Here is a 21482-nt window from a genome sequence, read left to right on the forward strand (position 1 = left end):
TCTTTCTTTTTGTGGAATTAATTCTCGGAAATTTTCAGCTTTTCCATCACTTTATCGGTCATCACTTTTTCCTCTGCCGACATTCCTGTCATATTGTTGTTTTGCAGGATTTCACGGGCAAGATTCAGATAATTGATGGCTCCTTTACTTGCGGCATCGTGCATGATGATACTTTCTCCAAAACTAGGCGCTTCGCCCAACTTGGTATTTCTTTGAATAATGGTATCAAAAACCATGTCCTGAAAATGTGTTTTCACTTCTTCCACCACCTGATTACTTAATCGTAAACGCATATCGTACATGGTAAGCAGAATTCCTTCTATGGCCAATTCCGGGTTGAGGCGGCTTTGAACGATTTTTATGGTATTCAGGAGCTTTCCCAAACCCTCTAAGGCAAAATATTCACATTGTACCGGAATGATGACTGAATCAGCACCCGTCAATGCATTGATGGTAATAAGTCCCAGAGAAGGTGAACAGTCGATGATTATAAAATCAAATTCCCCCTGAATACTTTCCAACACCTGCTTCATCATCTTTTCCCGATTCGGCATTTGGATCATCTCAATTTCTGCACCTACCAGATCAATATGGGAGGGCAAAAGGTATAGATGAGGCGTTTTCGTTTCCAGAATAATATCCTTCGGCGAGACTTCATTGATGATGCATTCATAAATAGAAGTTTTGACAGTTCTTGGGTCAAAGCCAACTCCCGAAGTGGCGTTAGCCTGCGGATCTGCATCAACAAGAAGTGTTTTATATTCAAGAACGGCCAGACTTGCCGCCAGGTTTATTGCAGTTGTAGTCTTGCCTACACCCCCTTTCTGATTCGCTATTGCTATTATTTTTGCCATGATCAAGACTTTATATTAAAACTATTAGTTACTGAATTACAATGTTATACTTTGAGCTATTTGAAGTAATACTAACTCCTTTCCTGCAGCGGCGAACTTTCCAAAAGCCTCGTCATGATCAATTTTAATGTAATCAAAGGTGTCGTAATGCATGCCTATGATTTTCTCACAACGTATAAAATCAGAAGCTAGTACAGCATTGTCAATACCCATGGTAAAATTGTTTCCGATAGGGAGAAAGGCAAGGTCGATGCGTTTATAATCACCGATTAATTTCATGTCTAAAGTCAATGCAGTATCACCGGCATAGTAGACATTTCCTTCATCCGTTTCCAGCAAGAAGCCCATTGGGTTTCCGCCGTAACTTCCATCCGGTAAAGAAGAACTATGCACAGCATTCACACATTTCACTTTACCGAAATCAAAGAACCAATGCCCTCCAATATTCATCGGATGCGTATTTTCCAGGCCTTGATTCCCTAACCAGGAAATGATTTCCCAGTTGCTGATGACCTTGGCCCCGGTTCTTTGAGCGATTGAAACGGCATCCGCGATATGATCCTGATGTCCGTGAGAGATGAGGATATAGTCAGCGTGAATTTTGTTTATATCTATTTTTGAAGCCAGTTCATTGGGGGAGATAAAAGGATCAAAAAGAACGACTTTACCTTTTACTTCCAAAGTGAAGCAGGAATGTCCGTAATAAGTGATTTTCATATAATTATACTAATTTCTAACAGGATGAGATACTGCGCGACAGCAATCTCCAAAGATAAGAAGCCTGCCCCACGCTCACCACTAAAAGTACGTGTCCTTGTTCAATGGTATGAATATAGAACAGTTAAATTATCAACAGTGTGAATTCCTTTGTTAAAAATTGGTATTCCACTTGAAAATCAGCGGAAGAGCAGGAAGGTGTCTCTGATTTTTTCTTCCCTGAATCTGCCGTTGTCATAACCTGAATAGGTGAGAACATACACATAGGCTGCCTCGGTAGCATCTTTTCCTTCGAAAGTGCCGTCCCAGCCTATTAAAGGGTCTTCACTTTCGAAAAGTAATTGTCCGAAACGATTATAAATTTCCAGTTTCCCTGTAAAATCTGTGCAGTTGGCTTGATAGTTAAAAATTTCGTTTTTATTGTCTCTGTTAGGCGTAAAGGCATTCGGAATATAAACGAGACAGTTGCAGATGTTAAAAGTCAGGAAAATAGAATCTGCAGAAATTCCGCATTGGTTGATGGCAGTTGCATAATAGAGTCCTGTAATTTCAGGTTTGAACAGCGAATCCGTAGATCCATCTTGCCAGCTATAAGTAGCGCCGTAATTGAAGGCACTCAACACAAGAGGTTGTCCGGCACATAAAACGGAATCCTCACCTAAAATAACGGATGGTTTATCTTGCTGATCCAGGATAATGGTGTCGGATGCGGTACAATTTCCAATGGAGATGATCACCGAATAAGTACCCGGATCTTCAGCAAAGATGAAGGGATCAATGGTACCATCCTGCCAGATATAGGTTGCTCCTGCATTTGTGGCATCAAGGAAAATGGGAAATCCTTTACATAAAGTGGTATCCGGCCCGAAAGCAACGAAAGGAACAGGGTCAAAGGTGATTAATACCTGGTCATTAGCCGAACAATTGCCCAGACTTACGGTTACCGTGTAATTTCCATTTACGGTGGCCGCTAATACCTGCGAACTCGTTCCGTTTTGCCAGAGATAAGTTGCACCTGTATTTCCGGCATCGAGGAAGACTGTATCTCCTTCGCAGGCAGTTTGTGCAGGACCTAAATCCACTACAGGAACTGCATTAAAAATAGCATCAATTGTATCCCGTCCTGTACATCCTCCAAATTCCACTTCTACCCAATAATTACCTGTGGTATCTATAGTGATTTGTGATCCTGTAGTTCCATCTTGCCATAAGAAATCAGCTCCCGGAAAATTACCCGGATTCAAAGGCACCACATTCCCTAAGCATTCACTGATATCATTTCCAAGATCAGGGTCAGGAGTAGCCAGAATCTGAATGGTTTTCTCTACAGTATCGGAGAGTAATCCCTGCCAAACAATTAACTCGACTGTATACTGTCCCGCACTTGAAAATATATGTTGCGGATTCAATTGATTGCTGCTATTCAAAGCTCCTGAACCCGGATCATCAAAGTTCCATTTTACGGAATCAGGTCCGGCGAAAATGGTGGTGAAGTTGGTAGGCTGTCCACTACAGGTATCCGTGTAAGTGAAGTCGGCAACAATGAAAAAACTTTGAATGAAGTTCGGCAAGCCATATTGCGATGTCTTTCCCCCAAGGAAGATAGCATTGGCAGAAAATCCGGCAGCGGCACCGGAAAGATTAGGTTGCGAAATAACGGCTAACGAAGTGGACTGGAACTGGCAAACATAAATTTTTCCGTCAATGCCCAATTGCAATGCCCCCATAAAAACCGGGATTGTTCCGATGGACTGGCCGGAAGCAACGATGGCAGCCGGATTTCCGGCGGTGATATCATATTGAAATATTTCCGCAGGATTGGTGGTAGTTCCTACATATAAGTATCTGTTATCCGGCGAAAATTCAAGACCATAAATTTGTGGAGTAAAATTGATGGTCACCGGATTGCTGATTTGTCCCGTAATGTTATTCAAGTCAAAAAGTTCCGCCTGACGCAGACCACGAATGGCAACAGCGATCTTTTGAGCATCAGGAGAAGCCTTCATGTACCCATGAGCATTTGAAAATAAACCGCCATGAACGAGACCTGTGGAAGAGACCACGGGGACATTATTAATACCTGCCGGAGTCACCGCATAGGCATTGAATTCATTGTTATTCCAACCATGAACGATGACCCAAACATCGACACCATTTGCATGACGGACAGCAGTGAGTTTTTCAGCGACAGGCGTCACCAATTGCACATTTTTCGTAGTAACGTCACCGTTGCCACCATTTAAACTCATGTCCACCTCACTGTAGCATAAACCTCTGGCCCCACCATTGGTATCTACTGTAAATATATAATACTGAGAAGGGTTTTGAGGCCGGGGAACGATGATGGCAGTCTGGGTCGCTGCTCCATCTCCATTCAATCCATTTCCGGAAGGCATGGGCAGGTGATTTCGGTCCCAAACGATATTACCGTTAGTATAAAATTGAAGATTACCTCCGGCATCAGAAATAGTGGCGCAACCTTCAAAGGCATTCATCGCACTATTGGTTAATGGAGTAGGTGGGTTAGTAGCAAAATTTAGCCCTGCCATATTGCCAAAGTACCAATTTTGTCCTGCAAGAGTTTGCCCTTGAATAAAATACGGAAAAAACTGACAGGTCAGGGCAAGAATAGTAATCAGTAGCTTCTTCATTGATTTACAAAAATGCTAAAATCTACTTTTAAAGAAAAGTAATTCTAGGTCTATTTTAGGATTTAATGGGTAAAAAGGTGTTTTCGGTCGTTAAATCAAATTGAATAACTCTATTTTTGAAGTTCAAAACCGACTATTATGAATATCATCAAAAGGCTAATGAATGGCCTGATTCTGATTTTTTTACCCCTTCTTTTAAACGGACAGGCTACAAACACCTATACGTATGACACAGTTCCGGGTGATCCGCTGAAAGCAAGGATTTACACGCTCAACAATGGTTTAAAGGTGTATTTATCCGTTTATAAAGATGAACCAAAATTTCAATCCATGATTGGCATTAAGGCAGGTTCCAAAAATGATCCTGCCGATCATACCGGTCTTGCTCATTATTTAGAACATATGCTTTTTAAAGGGACAGATGTGTATGGTACCCGTGATTTTACTAAAGAGGCGCCTTTAATTGACAGCATTTTCAACTTGTACGAACGTTACGGTGCTACTAAAGATAGCTTGACAAGGGTGAAATTGTACAGACAAATTGATTCTATTTCAGGGGTAGCATCTACCTACGCGATTCCCAATGAATTTGACAAGATGATGGCTGGAATGGGAGTGACCGGTGTAAATGCCTATACTTCCAACGAGCAAACTGTTTATATCAATACGGTTCCTTCCAACCAACTGGAGAACTTCCTCACCGTAGAAGCAGAGCGATTCAGAAAACCTGTCATGCGGTTGTTTCATACGGAACTCGAGGCGGTTTATGAAGAAAAGAACAGGTCACTCGATAGTGACGGATCTAAAGTATTTGAAAACCTTTTCGGCGGATTATTTGAAAATCATCAGTATGGTACACAAACTACCATCGGAACAGTAGATCATCTGAAGAATCCTTCATTAAAAGCGATTCAGGAATATTTTCAAAAATATTATGTGCCCAATAATATGATCATCGCTTTTAGCGGAGATTTTAATCCGGATGAGGCCATTCGTTTGATCGATGAGAAGTTCGGAAAGATGCCCGTGAAGGAAGTCCCTCCCTTTAAAGTGGCGCAGGAAAAATTTATAAAAATTCCTGTGGTCAGAGAAGTATATGGTCCGGATGCAGAGAGTGTGACGATGGGCTTTCGCTTTAGCGGGGCGGCAACCGAAGATGCAGATGTATTAACGATTGTTGACTATATTTTATCCAACGGACAAGCCGGATTACTGGATATTAATTTGAACAATAAACAGAAAGTGTTGAGTGCCTCTTCCAGTACTATCATCATGAAAGATTACTCCGTGCATATGCTCTCAGGAAGACCTCGTGAAGGCCAGACTCCGGAGCAGGTACGCGACTTGTTGATGGAGCAAATCATGGAATTAAAACTGGGTAATTTCCCGGACTGGATGATCCCTGCTATCGTTACTAATCTTCGGATGGAACAAGAGCAAAGTTTTGAAAATAACAGGAGCAGAGCATCGGCCATGTTAAATGCTGAATTGACGGGAGTGTCTTATGAAAGAGCTGTAAAACGCATCGACCGTTTATCAAAAATTAATAAACAACAAGTCATTGATTTTGTGCGGAAATGGTACGGCGATAATCATGTTGTCGTGTTTAAACGAACAGGGGTGGATGAGAATGTAGTGAAGGTAGTGAAACCAACGATTACCCCGGTCGCAACAAACAGTGAAATGAAATCTGAGTTCGTTAAGAGAATTCTCGATGCTAAGGTCAATGAAATTCAGCCGTTATTTATCGATTTTGAAAAGGATATCACCCTTGGCAAACTAAAAGGAGCAATCCCGGTATTCATGATTAAAAATACGGAGAATAAGTTGTTTAGCATAACCTATAGCTTTGATATGGGCGCCGCTCATGATCGTCGCTGGCCGGTGATCACACAATATTTGAACTTCCTGGCTACCGATCAATTTACCTCGGCTCAAATCCAGGAAGAATTTTATAAGCTGGGCTGTTCATTTTCGGCTAGTGCCGGAGAGGATGAAATGAGTATTTCACTGGATGGCATTGCTGATAATTTTATTGGAGCGCTGACTTTGCTGGAGAGTATTTTAGCCGGACCCAAAGCCGATGAAAAAGCGTTGAGTAATTTGATAGATGATATCCTGAAAAAAAGAGCAAATGCACGCTTGAATAAAGGGCAAATTTTAGCAAGGGCGACTTCTTATGCAATGTACGGTCCATCGTCCGCGGCAACCTATCAACTTAGTGAAGAAGAGTTGAAGGCCTTGAAAGGAAGTGATCTTACCGTAATGCTTAGAAATTTGAATGGCTTTGTGCATAAAATAAATTACTACGGTCCTTTGGATAGTGCAGGAATAGTGACAGCTCTTTCTAAATTTCATAAGATTCCGAGAGGACTGCAAGCTATTCCCGCACCTAAGAAATTTGTAGAAGAAGATACTCAGGATTGAAAAGTGTTTTTTGTCAATTATGATATGAAACAAGCGGAGGTGAACTTTATTGCTAAAGGGGGGTCTTATAATAAAGATCAGCAAGCATCGGTTTTAATGTATAGTCGTTATTTTGGTGGTGGAATGTCGTCGCCGGTATTCCAGGTATTAAGAGAGAGCAAGGCCCTGGCTTATGCTGTCAGCTCCAGATATAGTGCCCCATCGCGACTGGATCGTTCATACTACAGTACAGCCTACATCGGTACTCAGGTGGATAAACTCCCTGAAGCGATGGCCGGAATGTTTGAGTTGCTGAATGAAATGCCGGTTTCCGAAAACAATTTCGCCACTGCAAAAGAAGGGGTATTACAGAGTATAAGCACTGATCGGATAACACGTAAGGGAATACTTAACTTCTATCATGCGCAAAAAAAACTAGGGAATCAGGTGGATTTGCGCAAAGAAATATTTGAAAAAGTTCAGGGCATGCAAATGCAGGATATTGTAGCTTTTCAGCAGCAATATTTAAAAGGGAAAAAGTACAGGCTGGCTGTAATTGGAAATAAAGAAAAAATAGATTTCAAGATGCTTGAAAAATATGGACCTGTTACTGAATTGGAGTTGGAGCAAATATTTGGATATTAATCACTAAAGTTGAAGGATAACCGGAGTTACAACTACCCGAATCAATCAACAACTATCTAATTCCTGCAACGAAAAATATCTGCATCCAACGATCAGAACTGTATTTGATTTCGTGAATGCTACATTCCTTTAATAAAGGAAGCTACACGAATAATTTTTCCATCCTTGATCAATGCCACCGAATACTGACCTGAACGAAGGACATCCAAATTAATGCGCTCTGAATTCACTCCGGTCTTATACCATTTGCGGTCCATTCTAATCACTGACTTACCCAATTGATCCATAATCTCCAGATTAAGTTTTTCAGGTGAGGTCAGTTCAAATTCTACTGAAAGATGTTGTTGAGCAGGGTTTGGATACAACTTCAAAGTCGGAATAAGTTGATCGTCTGAATTTGAAAGTCCGCTTGCCGTTGGTGTATTGATGATCACTTTATAGACAGTGGAGGATGCCCAGCTTGTTCCTGTTGCCTGCATAAAAATGTTGGGTTGATCGGAAGTAATTCCTCCAACAATATATCCAATTACCACATCACCGGTATCCAATGCATGTAATTTTATAACACCATTTCCGCTCAGCGCAACTTCTGCGGGAATGAACTCTGCACTTGAACCTTCATAGCCCGGCATTTGAATCGGGAAATAGCCTTCGGTTAATCCGGTGGCATCACGTTGAACATAACTGATCGTCTTTACAAAAGGAACGAGGGAGTCTTGTTGAATTTGATTCAGTGAATCCGGATAATAAAATCCCATTCCTCCAAAGAAAATGGTCGTATTCCTTCCTGATATTGAATCATACAATGGTGCGTAAGCCGTGTGATACTGATTAAGTTTCTGCTCGAAATTAGTAATGAGTGAACCTGTTCCTCCTTGAATATCTACACTAATTGTCCAGGGTAAATCAATTCCATACTGAAAGACTCCCGTGAAAGCGGTATGAACTTCTGCTCCGCCGGCCAGTACCTGAGGGACAAGATTATAATCTCTTTTATGATAAAGTAGGGTGTCTATTGTTTCACTGTAATTTCTGATGACCACTTGATTGACGGAATCTTCAACAGTAAATGTTCGAATCGCATCGGTATATGTTTGAGTAAATGATGGACCGTTATTCGGGTTATAGCGTCCATCAAACCGATGACCCATCACCAGATTTAGTAAGGAGTCCACAATGACCATATGCCCACCGGTCACAGCCATCCTTTCATCATAGACCTGCGAAAAATAGGGGAGTATGCTTTGCTGCTGAACAATAGACTGAATCAAACCATTTACATCTATCCTTGTGAGGTAGGGGAATGTTATCAAGGAATTCGGGACGGAAGCAAATCCATACCCACCTGTAATATACAAATAATTATTATCCTGAGTAAATTGCTGATTACTGCTGATAATCTGTTCACGAATAGCCACAGGCAAAACAGATGCAGAAGTACTCCATAGCAAATTACTATCAGGATCGATTACGTAAATCATTCCATTCTGATTGGCTGTTGGAAATGCAAAAGGCGGTTGAAAGCCATGAAGTCCATTGGTCCGACCACCAAAGATCAACCATTTCCCTTCCCACTTTGCCCATGAATAGGAGTGAAGAGGAGGCATTCCGGATATGGTAACCGGTTCGAGGCGAAGTTGAACAGGAGTGCCTTGTGTTTGCGCAAATGCACCGTTTGTCACTGCTGCAATTAGAAATGCAATCAATATACTACTTTTGAAGGATACTTTCATATTAAGAAGGATTCAATTTTTTCTTTTTAGTAACTTAAATTTCAACAGATACATCTAAGTTAATGATTTAAAAATTAAATCCATTTTACCAGAACATATCTCAAAAAGTCTCAAAGAAAAAGTAACTAATTTAAGAGGTAACTACCTAGTATTTTCTCCAGTTGATTTGACGGAATAACTCCGGATTGTCTCCACACGGCCTTACCATTATGAAAAATTATTAATGTGGGTACACCTTGTACGTTAAACTTTGCAGCAGCACCCGGATTTTTGTCCACATCGATCTTTAATATATGCACCTTCTCGCCCAACTTTTTCTTCAGCGCTTCAAGTTCAGGGGCCATCATTTTACAGGGTCCACACCATTCTGCAAAAAAATCAACGAGGACCGGTTTTCCCGAATGAATAATAGTATTGAAGTCCAATTTCACTTTAGTGTTTTCCATCTTTTGCAGTTCCGTTGAATTTCAGAGGACAATTCTTTCATTTAAAACATCAGCAATTCATCTCACAAACAGGTTGAATATTCTCAATACCTATTGTATAGAATGTTATTCATTTTGCGTAAAAAAGGTAATGAAACGACCTTGAAATAATACGATTGAATTACTTCATTAATTTACTGTGAAAGACCTGATTAATAATATCCAATACAATAGGATCAAGTATTTCATAGGAGATATTAATTCCGTCGCGGGTAGATTTAAGCACTCCTCTTCTTCTCATTGCGGCCAGGTGATGCGACACGAGTGATTGCTCAACATCCAGCCTGGTGCATAATTGAGATACAGTTAGCGTTTTCTTTGCTTCGAGGTGCATCAGAATCTCTAAACGGGTAGGATGCGAAATCACTTTAAGTGCACTTGCAGCCTTATTGATTTTTGAACGATTAATTGCCATAAGGCAAAGTAAAGCACTTCGATTAAAAAAGTATGTGATAAAAGTAACATAAGACAATGATGAAAATCATCTATATGACTAATTATTCCTTTCCTCTTCTTTTGCTTTTTTTCTAAAATACTTTCTGAACAGGAAATTACTTCTTAAAGCATTTAAGTTTTCGTTGAGTAAAACAGTACTTTCATTCAGATTTTTGAAAATATTCTTCATATCTGCTCCCATTACAGTATCTCTGGCAAGCACTCCAAGTGGTCCGGGAGTCAGATTTAGATCTTCCATGAACTCATGCATATGGTGCAAGGCGAGTTTTGCAGTATCGGTAGCTGCTTTGAGATTAGCCATAGTCTGTTCAAAAACTAAAGCGGTGGAATCATCGGATAATATTTTACCGGCCATTCCATTTCCTTCTCTGATTTCTTTTAACAGGTTCTCTGCATCCAGTGTCATTTCCCCGGCTCTCGAACTGGCAGACTCAATATTGCGCAAGGTGCGACGTATATTGTCAGCGGCCATTGAATCGGCGAGTAAGTCCCACATGGGATTACTGTCATGAATCTTACGGGTGATTTTTCTCAAATCAGAGGAGATCACCAATACATTTTCATTGGTCTTGTTCAATGTCCTCATCATCTCATCGGTTTCAACCGCGGTTAATGAGACAATGGTATCTCCCGGGGCTATAAATGGAGAGTTCGGATTCGGCGTTGAGAGATTGATCAGGCGGTTACCCATCAGACCATCTGAACCAATTTCAGCCATCGACGCTTTGCGGATAAAGCGCATAGCATCCTGCCGGATGACCATCTCCACAAGAACTATCGTATCATTGACGATCTCAACCTCCTTAACTGTTCCTATAGCGATACCTGCAAAACGGACGTTATTTCCGGCAATCAATCCACCCACATTATGGAATTTCACATACACTGAAAAAGTTTTGTTAAAGAGGTTTTGTTTAGTACCTATGAGATACAAAGAGATGATGAGCAGTATTGTTCCTGTAAGAACAAAAATCCCGAGTTTTATTTTACTGGAGGCTTTTTCCATATTTATTCAAAGAAAGGCTTAATATTCGGATCATTTGATTTTTCCAATTCTGCAAAGGTACCTTCTGCATAGCAAACTCCATTCACCAATACCATGATTCGGTTGGCCACTATGCGGGCACATCCCATATCATGGGTGATGATTATAGAGGATGTATTGTATTTATGCTGAATGTCAACAATTAATTTACTGATTTCCCGTCCTGTGATCGGATCTAATCCAGTAGTTGGTTCATCGTACAGGATAATATCCGGCTTGAGGATCAATGTCCTTGCCAGTCCGATTCTCTTCCGCATTCCTCCCGATAATTCGGAAGGCATCAAATCAACAGCATTGGTAAGACCCACATTATCCAGGGCTTCCATCACCAGCTCGTTTACCTCATCACGGGTTTTAGTGATCCAGTGTCTGCGCAAAGGAAACTCCAGGTTCTCCCGCACCGTCATGGAATCATACAATGCCGAACTTTGAAAGAGAAAACCAATCTTCACACGGATATGATCCAGTTCATCCTGGTCTAATTTAGGAATGTCCTTCCCGAAGACTTCTACCAAACCGCTGTCAGGAATAAGCAATCCCACCATACACTTGATCAGTACGGATTTACCTGATCCGGATTTCCCGAGTACCACCAGATTTTCTCCTTTGTACAAATCCAGGTTGAATCCCCTCAGGACATGATTATCACCAAATGATTTATACAGATTGCCGGTATGTACCATCACCTCCTTCGAAGGATGAACAGGTTTTGGAGCGATATGTTCTTCTGCGAAAGCCATCCTACGTGAGACCCATGATATCCGCTATCTGAACAGCGATGAGGTCAAGAATAAACACTACTAGAGAGGATACTACCACCGCCGAATTGGCCGCTATTCCAACACCCTCTGTGCCTTTATTTGAGAAATATCCTTTGTAACAGCCAATGATACCAATGGCAAATCCAAAGAAATACGTTTTTATGATGGCCGGCAATACATCTCCATAAACCAATGAGTCAAAGACTTTATTGTAATACAGATCAATACTGACCACATCTTTAAAATTAACACCAATATACGAAGCATACAAGGAAATAAAATCAGCCACAACCACCAGAATAGGCAACATCAGGGTACAGGCTACCACTCTGGTCACCACCAGGTATTTGAACGGATTCGTTCCACTGACCTCCATGGCATCAATTTGCTCTGTAACGCGCATTGAACCTAGCTCAGCACCAATACTGGACCCGATTTTTCCTGCACAAATCAGCGCAGTAATCACCGGACCAATTTCTCTGATTACCGACAAAGCCACCATCGACGGGAGGAAGGATTCGGCACCAAACTCCTCCAGGGTGGGTCGGGATTGAACGGTTAACACCAATCCCATGATAAAGGCGGTGATCCCTACCAGCGGCAGCGTTTTATAACCAATTATATAGCATTGACGGACGAGTTCACTCCATTCGTAGCGGGGCTTAAAGCCTTCTCTGAAAAATTTGGCAGTAAAATCTGATATACCCCCAACCTCTACGAGGAAGTCACGAAATGCTTTGTTTTGTTGTCGGGGCATACTGATTTTTGAAACGAATAGGTGCAAAGGTAAGAGAATGGATATGATATTCTTCTTTAATTGGAAGAAGCCTGCGTACTAATTTCGTGTAAAAACAATATTTTTTGCCTTAAAGAACCGGAAAATACTAACAAATTTAATCCGCTGGCTGAGGACATATTAATGCATCCGAACAACAGCTCACCGGATGAATGAGTGGAATTACAGACAAACATAATTTCTTAACATTGAGAAAAATCAAGCGCTCCGTTGATGCAACTCAATTTTATGGGTTAAATTCTGTCTATCTTTGAAAAAAAGAAAGATCATGAAAACACAGGAAGTTTTTACAGAATTTAAATCCATCGCTGAAAACCTTGTGAATAAAATCAAGGAAGAATTTACAGATGTTAAATCGAAATGGGCGCCTGTTGAAGCAGAGGCGATACAGCGTTTTGAAGAACTGAAAGCAGATTTCAATGAAACGCTTACCGCTATTGATAAAACACTACAGGAATGGAAAGCAGGAAGTCGTGAAGAAGCGGATGCCATCCGATTGAAAATAGATGAGCTTCGCGTGCAATTGTCGCTGGGCAAGGCCGAAGGAATGGAAGCTTTTGAGGAGCAGAAAAAGAAAATTTCCGCTGAATGGAGTCTTTTAAAAATGAAATTAGAGCAACATCCTGAATTTCCCAAAATGGAGCAGGCATTGAAGCAAAAATTCATGGATTGGAGAATACGCCTCGACATGCTCAAAATCCAATTTTCACTCGGCAAAATGGAACTCAAAGACGGCTGGAAAAACATCTCCTCCGAAATCGGCAAGGAAGCTGAACATTTAGGAAAAGCCGTTGAAGCAGGAGCAGGAATTGCGGGAGAAAAACTGGATCAGTTTGAAATTGAAATTCGAAAAATTTTCGATAAGTTCAAATGATTATACTTCACCTATAGTTATTTTCCCACCGCTGGGACGCTATGAAAGCGCGGGGGTCGCAGGGAAATATCATAATAAATCATAATAATCATAAGCAATCTGCGGCCTATCAAAATATTATTGAACATCCGGTTTTTTCAAATTGAATCCGTAAATTCAAACCTCTGATTGCGACGCTTAGCAATGCTTTCTATTTTAAAATAATTTATCTTACCGAATAATTTAATGATTTTAGATGAATGACGATCTTCGTCTTCCTAGAAATTGTCCTTTTTTTACCACAGAGTCACAGAGAGTTCACGGAGCAACACGGAGGAGTTTTCTTAACACAAGAATTTTAAATACTTCAAAACATTCATCAACTCATCAATTCATCAATTCATCAATTCATTACAGGTCGATGGCTTCGGCGATGAGTTCGGCGATGTCTTTTACTTTGACTTCGGTTTCTTTGTTGTGGAGTTTGACACCGTCGGAGAGCATGGTCATGCAAAAGGGGCAGGCTACGGCGATGGCGTCGGGAGTGAGGGCTAAGGCTTCTTCGGTGCGCTCCATATTGATGTCCTTGTTTCCGGGTTCAGGTTCTTTGAACATTTGTGCACCACCGGCACCGCAGCATAAGCCGTTCGACTTACTTCTTTTCATCTCCACCATTAAACTATCCAGTCGCATGATGACGCGACGGGGAGCTTCGTACACATCATTCGCACGGCCCAGGTAACAGGGATCGTGAAAGGTGATTTTTTTACCTTTGAAAGTGCCGCCCTCTACTTTGATTTTGCCGGTGTCCAAAAGATCCTGCAGGAGTTGACTATGGTGGATCACTTCATAGTGTCCTCCCAATTGCGGGTATTCATTTTTTAGTGTATTAAAACAATGCGGACAAGCGGTTACGATTTTCGTTACTTCATAACCGTTAAGTACCATGATATTGTTCATGGCCTGCATCTGAAATAAAAACTCATTTCCTGCACGCTTGGCGGGATCTCCGGTGCAGCTTTCCTCAGTACCGAGTACAGCAAAGGAAATACCTGCATGATGGAGAATACGGGCTACGGCTTTGGTTACTTTCTTTGCCCGGTCGTCAAAACTTCCGGCACATCCTACCCAAAATAATATATCGGGCTTTTCACCGGCGGCCATCATATCGGCCATTGTTCTTACTTTGAAATTATCCATTGCTCAGGAAGGTGCTTGTGAGTGGTAGGTTTTAACTTTCGGTCCAGTTCATTCTATCCGCCGGAGAGAACTGCCAGGGTGCCCCGTTGTTTTCGATTTTCGTGAACATACCGTTTAATTCAGCAGGAGCTGCGCTCTGTTCCATCACCATGAATCGGCGCATATCGATGATGATAGAAAGCGGATCTATCAATACCGGACAAGCTTCTACACATGCATTACAGGAGGTACATGCCCATAGTTCTTCAGGTGTTATATAATCGTTTAACAAGGATTTTCCATCCTCGTAATCCGGTCCGTTTTTGTTGATGCCGTTCCCTAACTCTTCTAATCGGTCACGCGTGTCCATCATGATTTTACGTGGCGATAATAATTTTCCGGTGATATTGGCCGGGCAAACAGAAGTGCATCTGCCACATTCGGTACAGGAATAAGCATCCATCAGTTGCTTCCACGATAAATCTTTCACGTCCTTCGCCCCAAAGCGGGGAGGTGAAGCGCCGGGGGCAACAGGTGGTGGAACGATGGAAGGATCCATCATCATTTTCACCTCATTGGTCACGCTTTCCATATTGGTAAAACTCCCTTTTGGTTCAAGTTTGCTGTACCAGGTATTGGGGAAAGCGAGCAGAATATGAAAATGCTTGGAGTAGGGGACATAGTTCAAAAAGGCAAGAATACCGATGATATGAAACCACCAGCAAAACCTTTCCAAAGCCATCAATCCATCGTTACTCATCTCATTGAATAAAGGCACCAATAGACTGCTCACCGGAAATGCTCCTGCAAGTACATAATGATCGGCTCCCCGCGATTGCAGAATGCTGTCGGTGGCATTCATGATAAGAAATGCAGACATCAAAAATATTTCTGTGATCAGGATAAGATTAGCATCGGTTCTTGGCCAGGAAGTCATCTCTCTCATCCAAAAACGTTTGAGTTTAAGCAGATTTCTTCTTGAAAGAAACACCACACAAGCGAGCAATACACCCACCGCGAGTATTTCAAAACTTGCAATAAGGAAATCGTAAAAACCGCCCATGAAACTCAATATGCGATGCGTACCAAAAATTCCATCAATGATGATTTCCATGACTTCAATATTGATGATCACAAATCCCACATAAATCAAGAGGTGGAAAAATGCAGCCACCGGACGGCTCGTCATCTTGGATTGCCCGAGCGCGACACGTGCCATCACTTTCCAGCGATCAGCAGGACGATCATTGATTTGAAGGTCTCTGCCTAATTTAATATTTCTGGAGATCTCCCTGACTTTGCTGGCGAAAAAATAACTACCGGCAAGCAGGAATAAGCTGAATAAGATTTGAGACAACATAACGCGATCTTTATGGTTCGAAAATACACCTTACAAGTCAAATATCAGCATGAAATCGCAATGGAATAAGGGATGTTTTACACAATAAATCAGTTCGCTTTCTTGCCGAACATTGAAAAATGAACATACCTCTTCGGATTGGCTTTCAAATCCTTCATCAGGATATCCAGATCCTTCGCCGTTTGATCCAGGTTCATATAGAGTGAATCATTATACACCAACTGACCTAATGTACCTTGTCCGCTGTTGATCTTATTGAAGACCTGATTCATTTCCGCTAAAAGTTGATCCGCTTTTTCGATGGTGCCGGCAAAGCGGATTCCCGCTAATGTATCTGTGATCTGCTCCATATTTTCCAGTACCTTATCAATCTGCTCATTGTTATTTTTCAGATTGGTGGTAATAGAAGATATATTTGACAGCATCACATTGAGCTTGCTTTTATCGTCTGATACAAGATTGTCCAAAGAGGCGAGAGTATTATTCAAATGACCGATGCCTTCCTTTATATTGCCGTTTGTTTTGGGATCGAAGAGCAGCGTGAACATCGTCACCAATGAATCGATGGAGACAATCAGCCGTTCTGTTTTATCCTTGATGGGCCCTACCTGTTCCCCCACTTTCTGTGCGAAGCTGTACTCTAATTCAGCATGCAGGGTATCATTGTCGGGAAGAGGCTCTGCCGCATCACCCAAATCGATACGCAATGCCTTGGTGCCAATCAGATCGGAGCTAAATATTTTAGCGATAGAATTTTTCGCAACAAACACATCTTTATTGATCAATAAAGTCACCAATAGATTACCCGATTTATCCGGCATGAAATCAATTTTGTTGACAATGCCAATGCGAAAACCATTCATGAATACGGGATTGGAAGTGGCAAGTCCATCCACATGTTTATACACAGCAAAATACCTGTTCCTACTGGTAAAGACATCCTTACCTTTTAAATAATTCAGTCCCCAGATGAGTGCAGCCAGCGCGGCAGTGACAAGGATTCCTACTTTAGCTTCGTTTGAAAGTTTCACCGTGCGAAATTAGGGTCTTTTTAAAAGCGCTTCGGCTTCCTGAAGTGAAATTCGTTGTTTTCCATTGAAGGCGGTTAAGAAAGCATCAGGATTTAATGTGGATTTGATCTCGCTCAACTTCTTCTTCGCTGCTGCCAGATTGGTGAAATTACCAATCACATATCTTGTAAATCCATCTCCGGAAGTAATCGCTTTTACACCCGTTGTCTGTAAATATTTTTTATTGTCTATTGCCGGATTTTTACTTGCTCCAATCTGCACGGCTATAAAAACGGGAGATTCGACGGAATTTTCAGGCGCCTTAGAAGGAGCCGGTTTCACAGGAGCAGGCACAGGTTCTTTCTCCGGACTATCATCTATTTTTAATTCTCCAACGGTTGCTCCCGGCCCGGAATCAGCCACCACTTGCTTATCCTTCAACGGTGGCACAGCATCTTTAACAACCGGTGTAGAATCGCCTTTTACGGGCTGACTCACCACAGGATCAGGAGTAGAAGTGGACTTAGGCGCGGGAACAGGTGTCGTAGATACAGGAGCAGGAGTAGATTTCTGTGGGGAATCATTCCCTGATTCCATATCTACTTTATACTCTTTAAATGCCCTGAAGATGGACGCTGCCATCACTTGTTGTCCCTTTTCAGAGGCCAGGAATTTCTCTTCCGGCTCATGGGTAAGGAATCCACATTCGATCAATACAGCAGGCATAGCCGTTTTATACAATACAAGGAAACCGGCTTGCTTCACACCACGGTTATAACGACCGGCATAATCCGTGAATTCTTCCTGAATATTAGAAGCGAAAAGCAAACTCTGATTCATAAACTGACTTTGATAAAGAGAGAAAATGATATTGGCTTCCGGTGAATTCGGGTCAAAACCATCGTACTTTTTCTGGTAATCTTCCTCGAGCAAGATGGCGGAGTTTTCACGCTTGGCTACTTCCAGATTATCTTCTGTCTTATGATTCCCCATGATAAACGTTTCCGCCCCATAGGCGCCCTTTCCTCCGGCATTCAGGTGAATACATATAAACAAATCAGCATGTGCCTTATTCGCAATATTGGCGCGCTCATGCAAGGGAATAAAAACGTCTGTTTTGCGCGTATACACCACTTTAACATCCGGAAAAGTACTTTCAATCTGCTTTCCTAACTTTAAAGCGATATCGAGGGCTACATGTTTTTCCCGGGCAGATGCACCTAAACATCCGGCATCATGCCCGCCATGACCGGCATCAATTACTACCGTTTTGATTTTATAGCTATCCTTGCGGGGAGCTGCCGATGAAAGCGTCAGTAAAACAATTACTATGACAGAGATAATCCGGAATATACTTTTCACGTTGGGGTTTTGTAGCTTTGCGCCGTCAAAAATAAGTGTATAATAGAGATAATGAGGCATGTACAATCCGGCAGTTCGTTCAACTTTTCAACGTTGATTTGTTCGTGGCCGGTATGCGTTCTCTTTCTTTTTTTTATTGTACCTGACTGCTACTCAAAATGTAAGGTAGGCAATTACACTGAAGGCCAGGTGATTTATCCCGATACCCTCCCTTCAAAGGACACCCTTCGTGTAAAATCGGATAGTCTATTATTAACGGGAACAGACTCCCTCACTTTACCCGATTCATTGCAATTGGCAACAGATTTTAAGTCGAAAGTGGAATACCATGCCAAAGATTCTATTATTTACGATTTCGATTTGGGCAAGGTCTTTTTATACGGCAGGGCATGGATGGTGTATGAAGATATTCGACTCGACGCCAATTATATTGATATTGATTTCAATACTAAAGTATTGTTTTCAAGTGGCTTACCTGATTCTACAGGTCAAATTGCCGGAACGCCCATCTTTAAACAGGGCACTGAAGAATTTAATGCTGACAGCATCCGATATAATTTCAATACAAAGCGGGGAAAGATCTCAGAAATCTCCACTAAGGATGGTGATAGCTATATTCACGGTACAACGGTCAAAAAGGAACCGGACAATACCACCTATATTCGAAATGGTTACTATACCACTTGCGATGCGCCCCATCCGCATTTCTATCTGAAGTCAAACAAAATAAAGGTGATCCCCAATAATAAAGTCGTGACCGGTCCGGCAGATCTTTATATAATGGATGTGCCCACACCACTCGCCATTCCCTTTGGATTTTTCCCAAACCGGAAAGGACGCTCCTCCGGAATATTGTTTCCGCAGTACGGTGAATCGCAGCAATTGGGATTCTTTTTAAGAAATGGAGGATACTATTTGGGATTAAATGATCATTTCGATCTGGCCCTTACAGGAGATATCTATTCCAAAGGAAGCTGGAGAGCCAATGCCTTCAGCAATTATGCCTGGAAATACCGATTTAATGGTAATGTGTCCGTGAATTATTCCAACACTAAAAACAGCAGACCAGAATTTCCGGATTATAGTTTTGAAGAGGCATTTTTCATTCGGTGGAACCATACTCAGGATGGAAAGGCGAGGCCCGGGATGAGTTTTACAGCCAATGTGAATGCAGGAAGCAGCACCTTCTACCAATACAATCTGAGCAATGCCACTAATTTCCTGACCAATACGTTTACTTCTTCCATTGCCTGGGCAAAATCATGGACAGGCAAACCCTATAACCTTAGTGCCAGTTTATCTCATTCTCAAAACACGCAAACCCGGGATATCAATCTGAGTTTACCGGCAGTGACATTCAACGTGGCGCGACAAACGCCCTTTAAACGAAAACTAGCGACGGGTGAACAACGGTGGTATGAAAAAATTGGCGTTGGATTGACTTCCTCCTTATTGAATTCCATTGCCACCAAGGATACATTATTATTCAGAGAAGGATCGCTGGATCAATTCAGATACGGCATTCAACATACGGTTCCCATCAATACTTCGTTGAATGTGGCCAAATATTTTACTGTGAGTCCCGGGATCAGCTATACGGAAAGATGGTACTTAAAAACTATCGAAAAAACATGGGATCCTGATTCGGGAGTCATTGATGTAGATACGGTGAATGGTTTTAAAGCAGCCCGGGATTTTAGTTTAAGCGTGAATATGAATACCCGGATTTATGGGATGCTGCAGTTCAGAAAAGGTAAAATTTCGGCTATCCGTCACGTTATAACACCCACCATTGGTTTCTCCTGGCGACCGGATTTTAGCGAACGCGGCTATGGCTATTATAAGCAAGTGCAAGCGGATTCAGCGGGACTTCTCCAACAGCAATATTCCATTTTCGAAGGAGGGATATATGGAGGTCCGGGAGCAGGTAAATCTACCTTAATGAATTTCTCACTCGATAATAACTTCGAGATGAAGATCAGACAAAAAACGGATAGCACTGAAACATTAAAAAAAGTAAAGTTGCTGGAAAGTCTTGCATTGAATGGATCCTACAACTTTGCTGCAGACTCCTTGCGTTTATCCAACATCAATGTAAGCGGACGTGTTACCATTCTGGAACGTGTCTCGCTGAACATGTTTGGCACATTCGACCCCTATGTGGTTACTCAGGAGGGGGTAAGGATAAACACGTTTGAATGGGACGCCAACGGAAAGCCGGCACGATTCACCAACGGAAACTTAAGTGTGAACTTCAATATCACCAAACGAAAGAAGGAGTATAAATCAGATAAGGCTACCGAAACGGAACTCAGCGAAATCAATCGTGACCCGGAACGCTATCTGGATTATAATGTCCCTTTCAATTTAACTGTCGGTTATAATTTTTTCTTTCAAAACAATATCGCCTTACCCGATCAGCTTACACAAACGCTAAACTTTAGTGGAGACCTGAGTTTAACACCGGCATGGAAAGTAACTTTCAACTCAGGTTATGATTTTGAGCAAAAAGATCTGAGCTATACTTCGCTGGGAATTAATCGTGACTTGCATTGCTGGGAAATGAGTTTAAACTGGGTGCCGCTTGGTTTTCAACAAAACTTCTTCTTTCAGATCAACGTTAAATCTTCAGTGCTCCAGGATCTAAAACTTACCAGGAAGAACGACAGGTTTGATAACAGGTAGTGAATGCTGTTTTATTAAAATTAAAATTTTGTCATATAAAGCTTATTGTATGGATGCTTTGAATGATTTCTATACCTCTTTCCTGGCTCATGCTTGACTTCTTTTCCTAAAGGATTCTTTCTAGCTCTTTATAGATTTTATAAGCCACAAAATTCAAGCAAAAGTGTGTTGATAACTGATTTGTTGAACCATCTCCTATTGAGAACTGTGAAGTTTATCCTTATAACGATATCTTTAAAGTAAGTTTTCTGTGAAAGACAGGAAAAGAAATAACGTCAGAACGGAGATGGATATTTCTTCCACATAAGCCCTGTAGGGGCGGTATCTCGGTAACCGAAAAACTCCTCTATCCTTTCAACCGCCGGCAGCCGACCCAAGGTCGGCTGCCGGCATTGGTGGGAGAAGATGATATCCTTCATTACAGAGATACCGCCCCTACAGGGCTTGTACATCGAAGTGATTAGGATATGGATTAGGGATGACT

The 21482-nt window shown here is 41.7% G+C and carries 17 protein-coding genes; 4 read left to right on the forward strand and 13 right to left on the reverse strand.

Annotated elements, in window-relative coordinates; all coding sequences use genetic code 11:
- Positions 1-17 precede the first annotated feature (17 nt).
- The 3 genes from IPJ86_12940 to IPJ86_12950 all read right to left on the reverse strand — a co-directional run bounded on the left by IPJ86_12940 (position 18) and on the right by IPJ86_12950 (position 4222).
- Positions 18-854, reverse strand: coding sequence for a ParA family protein (locus IPJ86_12940; GenBank protein ID MBK7888150.1), 837 nt, complete (start codon positions 852-854; stop codon positions 18-20).
- Positions 855-890: 36 nt separating this feature from the next.
- A complete protein-coding gene (locus IPJ86_12945; protein ID MBK7888151.1) occupies positions 891-1571 on the reverse strand; it encodes a metal-dependent hydrolase in 681 nt (226 codons plus the stop codon).
- Positions 1572-1750: 179 nt separating this feature from the next.
- Positions 1751-4222, reverse strand: a complete 2472-nt coding sequence (locus IPJ86_12950) for a gliding motility-associated C-terminal domain-containing protein (protein MBK7888152.1) — start codon at positions 4220-4222, stop codon at positions 1751-1753.
- Between the two features lie 138 nt (positions 4223-4360).
- Here IPJ86_12950 and IPJ86_12955 point away from each other — a divergent pair, with 138 nt between their 5' ends.
- Complete coding sequence (locus IPJ86_12955; GenBank protein MBK7888153.1) at positions 4361-6649, forward strand: insulinase family protein; 2289 nt, start codon at positions 4361-4363, stop codon at positions 6647-6649.
- Positions 6650-6673: 24 nt separating this feature from the next.
- Entirely contained in the window at positions 6674-7273 is a 600-nt protein-coding gene (locus IPJ86_12960) for an insulinase family protein (protein ID MBK7888154.1), read from the forward strand.
- A 119-nt stretch (positions 7274-7392) separates the two neighbouring features.
- Here IPJ86_12960 and IPJ86_12965 read toward each other — a convergent pair whose 3' ends face one another.
- The 6 genes from IPJ86_12965 to IPJ86_12990 all read right to left on the reverse strand — a co-directional run bounded on the left by IPJ86_12965 (position 7393) and on the right by IPJ86_12990 (position 12510).
- Positions 7393-9006, reverse strand: a complete 1614-nt coding sequence (locus IPJ86_12965; protein MBK7888155.1) for a T9SS type A sorting domain-containing protein — start codon at positions 9004-9006, stop codon at positions 7393-7395.
- 125 nt (positions 9007-9131) lie between these two features.
- Positions 9132-9452 (reverse strand): thioredoxin, encoded by a 321-nt coding sequence (gene trxA / locus IPJ86_12970; protein ID MBK7888156.1) that lies wholly within the window; start codon positions 9450-9452, stop codon positions 9132-9134.
- A 160-nt stretch (positions 9453-9612) separates the two neighbouring features.
- Complete coding sequence (locus IPJ86_12975; GenBank protein MBK7888157.1) at positions 9613-9906, reverse strand: helix-turn-helix transcriptional regulator; 294 nt, start codon at positions 9904-9906, stop codon at positions 9613-9615.
- Between the two features lie 78 nt (positions 9907-9984).
- Complete coding sequence (locus tag IPJ86_12980; GenBank protein ID MBK7888158.1) at positions 9985-10953, reverse strand: MCE family protein; 969 nt, start codon at positions 10951-10953, stop codon at positions 9985-9987.
- A gap of 2 nt (positions 10954-10955) precedes the next feature.
- Positions 10956-11732, reverse strand: a complete 777-nt coding sequence (locus tag IPJ86_12985) for an ATP-binding cassette domain-containing protein (GenBank protein ID MBK7888159.1) — start codon at positions 11730-11732, stop codon at positions 10956-10958.
- A 1-nt stretch (position 11733) separates the two neighbouring features.
- Positions 11734-12510, reverse strand: a complete 777-nt coding sequence (locus tag IPJ86_12990) for an ABC transporter permease (GenBank protein MBK7888160.1) — start codon at positions 12508-12510, stop codon at positions 11734-11736.
- A 307-nt stretch (positions 12511-12817) separates the two neighbouring features.
- Here IPJ86_12990 and IPJ86_12995 point away from each other — a divergent pair, with 307 nt between their 5' ends.
- Positions 12818-13423 (forward strand): hypothetical protein, encoded by a 606-nt coding sequence (locus IPJ86_12995; protein MBK7888161.1) that lies wholly within the window; start codon positions 12818-12820, stop codon positions 13421-13423.
- 390 nt (positions 13424-13813) lie between these two features.
- On the opposite strand, the gene IPJ86_13000 is transcribed toward IPJ86_12995, so the two are convergent.
- The 4 genes from IPJ86_13000 to IPJ86_13015 all read right to left on the reverse strand — a co-directional run bounded on the left by IPJ86_13000 (position 13814) and on the right by IPJ86_13015 (position 18373).
- Entirely contained in the window at positions 13814-14602 is a 789-nt protein-coding gene (locus tag IPJ86_13000; GenBank protein MBK7888162.1) for a (Fe-S)-binding protein, read from the reverse strand.
- A 31-nt stretch (positions 14603-14633) separates the two neighbouring features.
- A complete protein-coding gene (locus IPJ86_13005) occupies positions 14634-15941 on the reverse strand; it encodes a (Fe-S)-binding protein (protein ID MBK7888163.1) in 1308 nt (435 codons plus the stop codon).
- Between the two features lie 89 nt (positions 15942-16030).
- A complete protein-coding gene (locus IPJ86_13010; protein ID MBK7888164.1) occupies positions 16031-16972 on the reverse strand; it encodes an MCE family protein in 942 nt (313 codons plus the stop codon).
- A gap of 9 nt (positions 16973-16981) precedes the next feature.
- Positions 16982-18373: an N-acetylmuramoyl-L-alanine amidase gene (locus tag IPJ86_13015; protein MBK7888165.1), complete on the reverse strand. Its 1392-nt coding sequence runs from the start codon at positions 18371-18373 to the stop codon at positions 16982-16984.
- On the opposite strand from IPJ86_13015, the gene IPJ86_13020 reads away from it, so the two are divergent.
- The gene (locus tag IPJ86_13020) at positions 18365-20998 is read left to right on the forward strand and encodes an LPS-assembly protein LptD (protein MBK7888166.1); all 2634 of its coding nucleotides are present in this window, start codon (positions 18365-18367) and stop codon (positions 20996-20998) included. The genes IPJ86_13015 and IPJ86_13020 overlap by 9 nt on opposite strands.
- The last annotated feature ends 484 nt before the right edge of the window (positions 20999-21482 follow it).

It is taken from the genome of Bacteroidota bacterium (assembly GCA_016713925.1).
Taxonomy (GTDB): Bacteria; Bacteroidota; Bacteroidia; order AKYH767-A; family OLB10; genus JAJTFW01.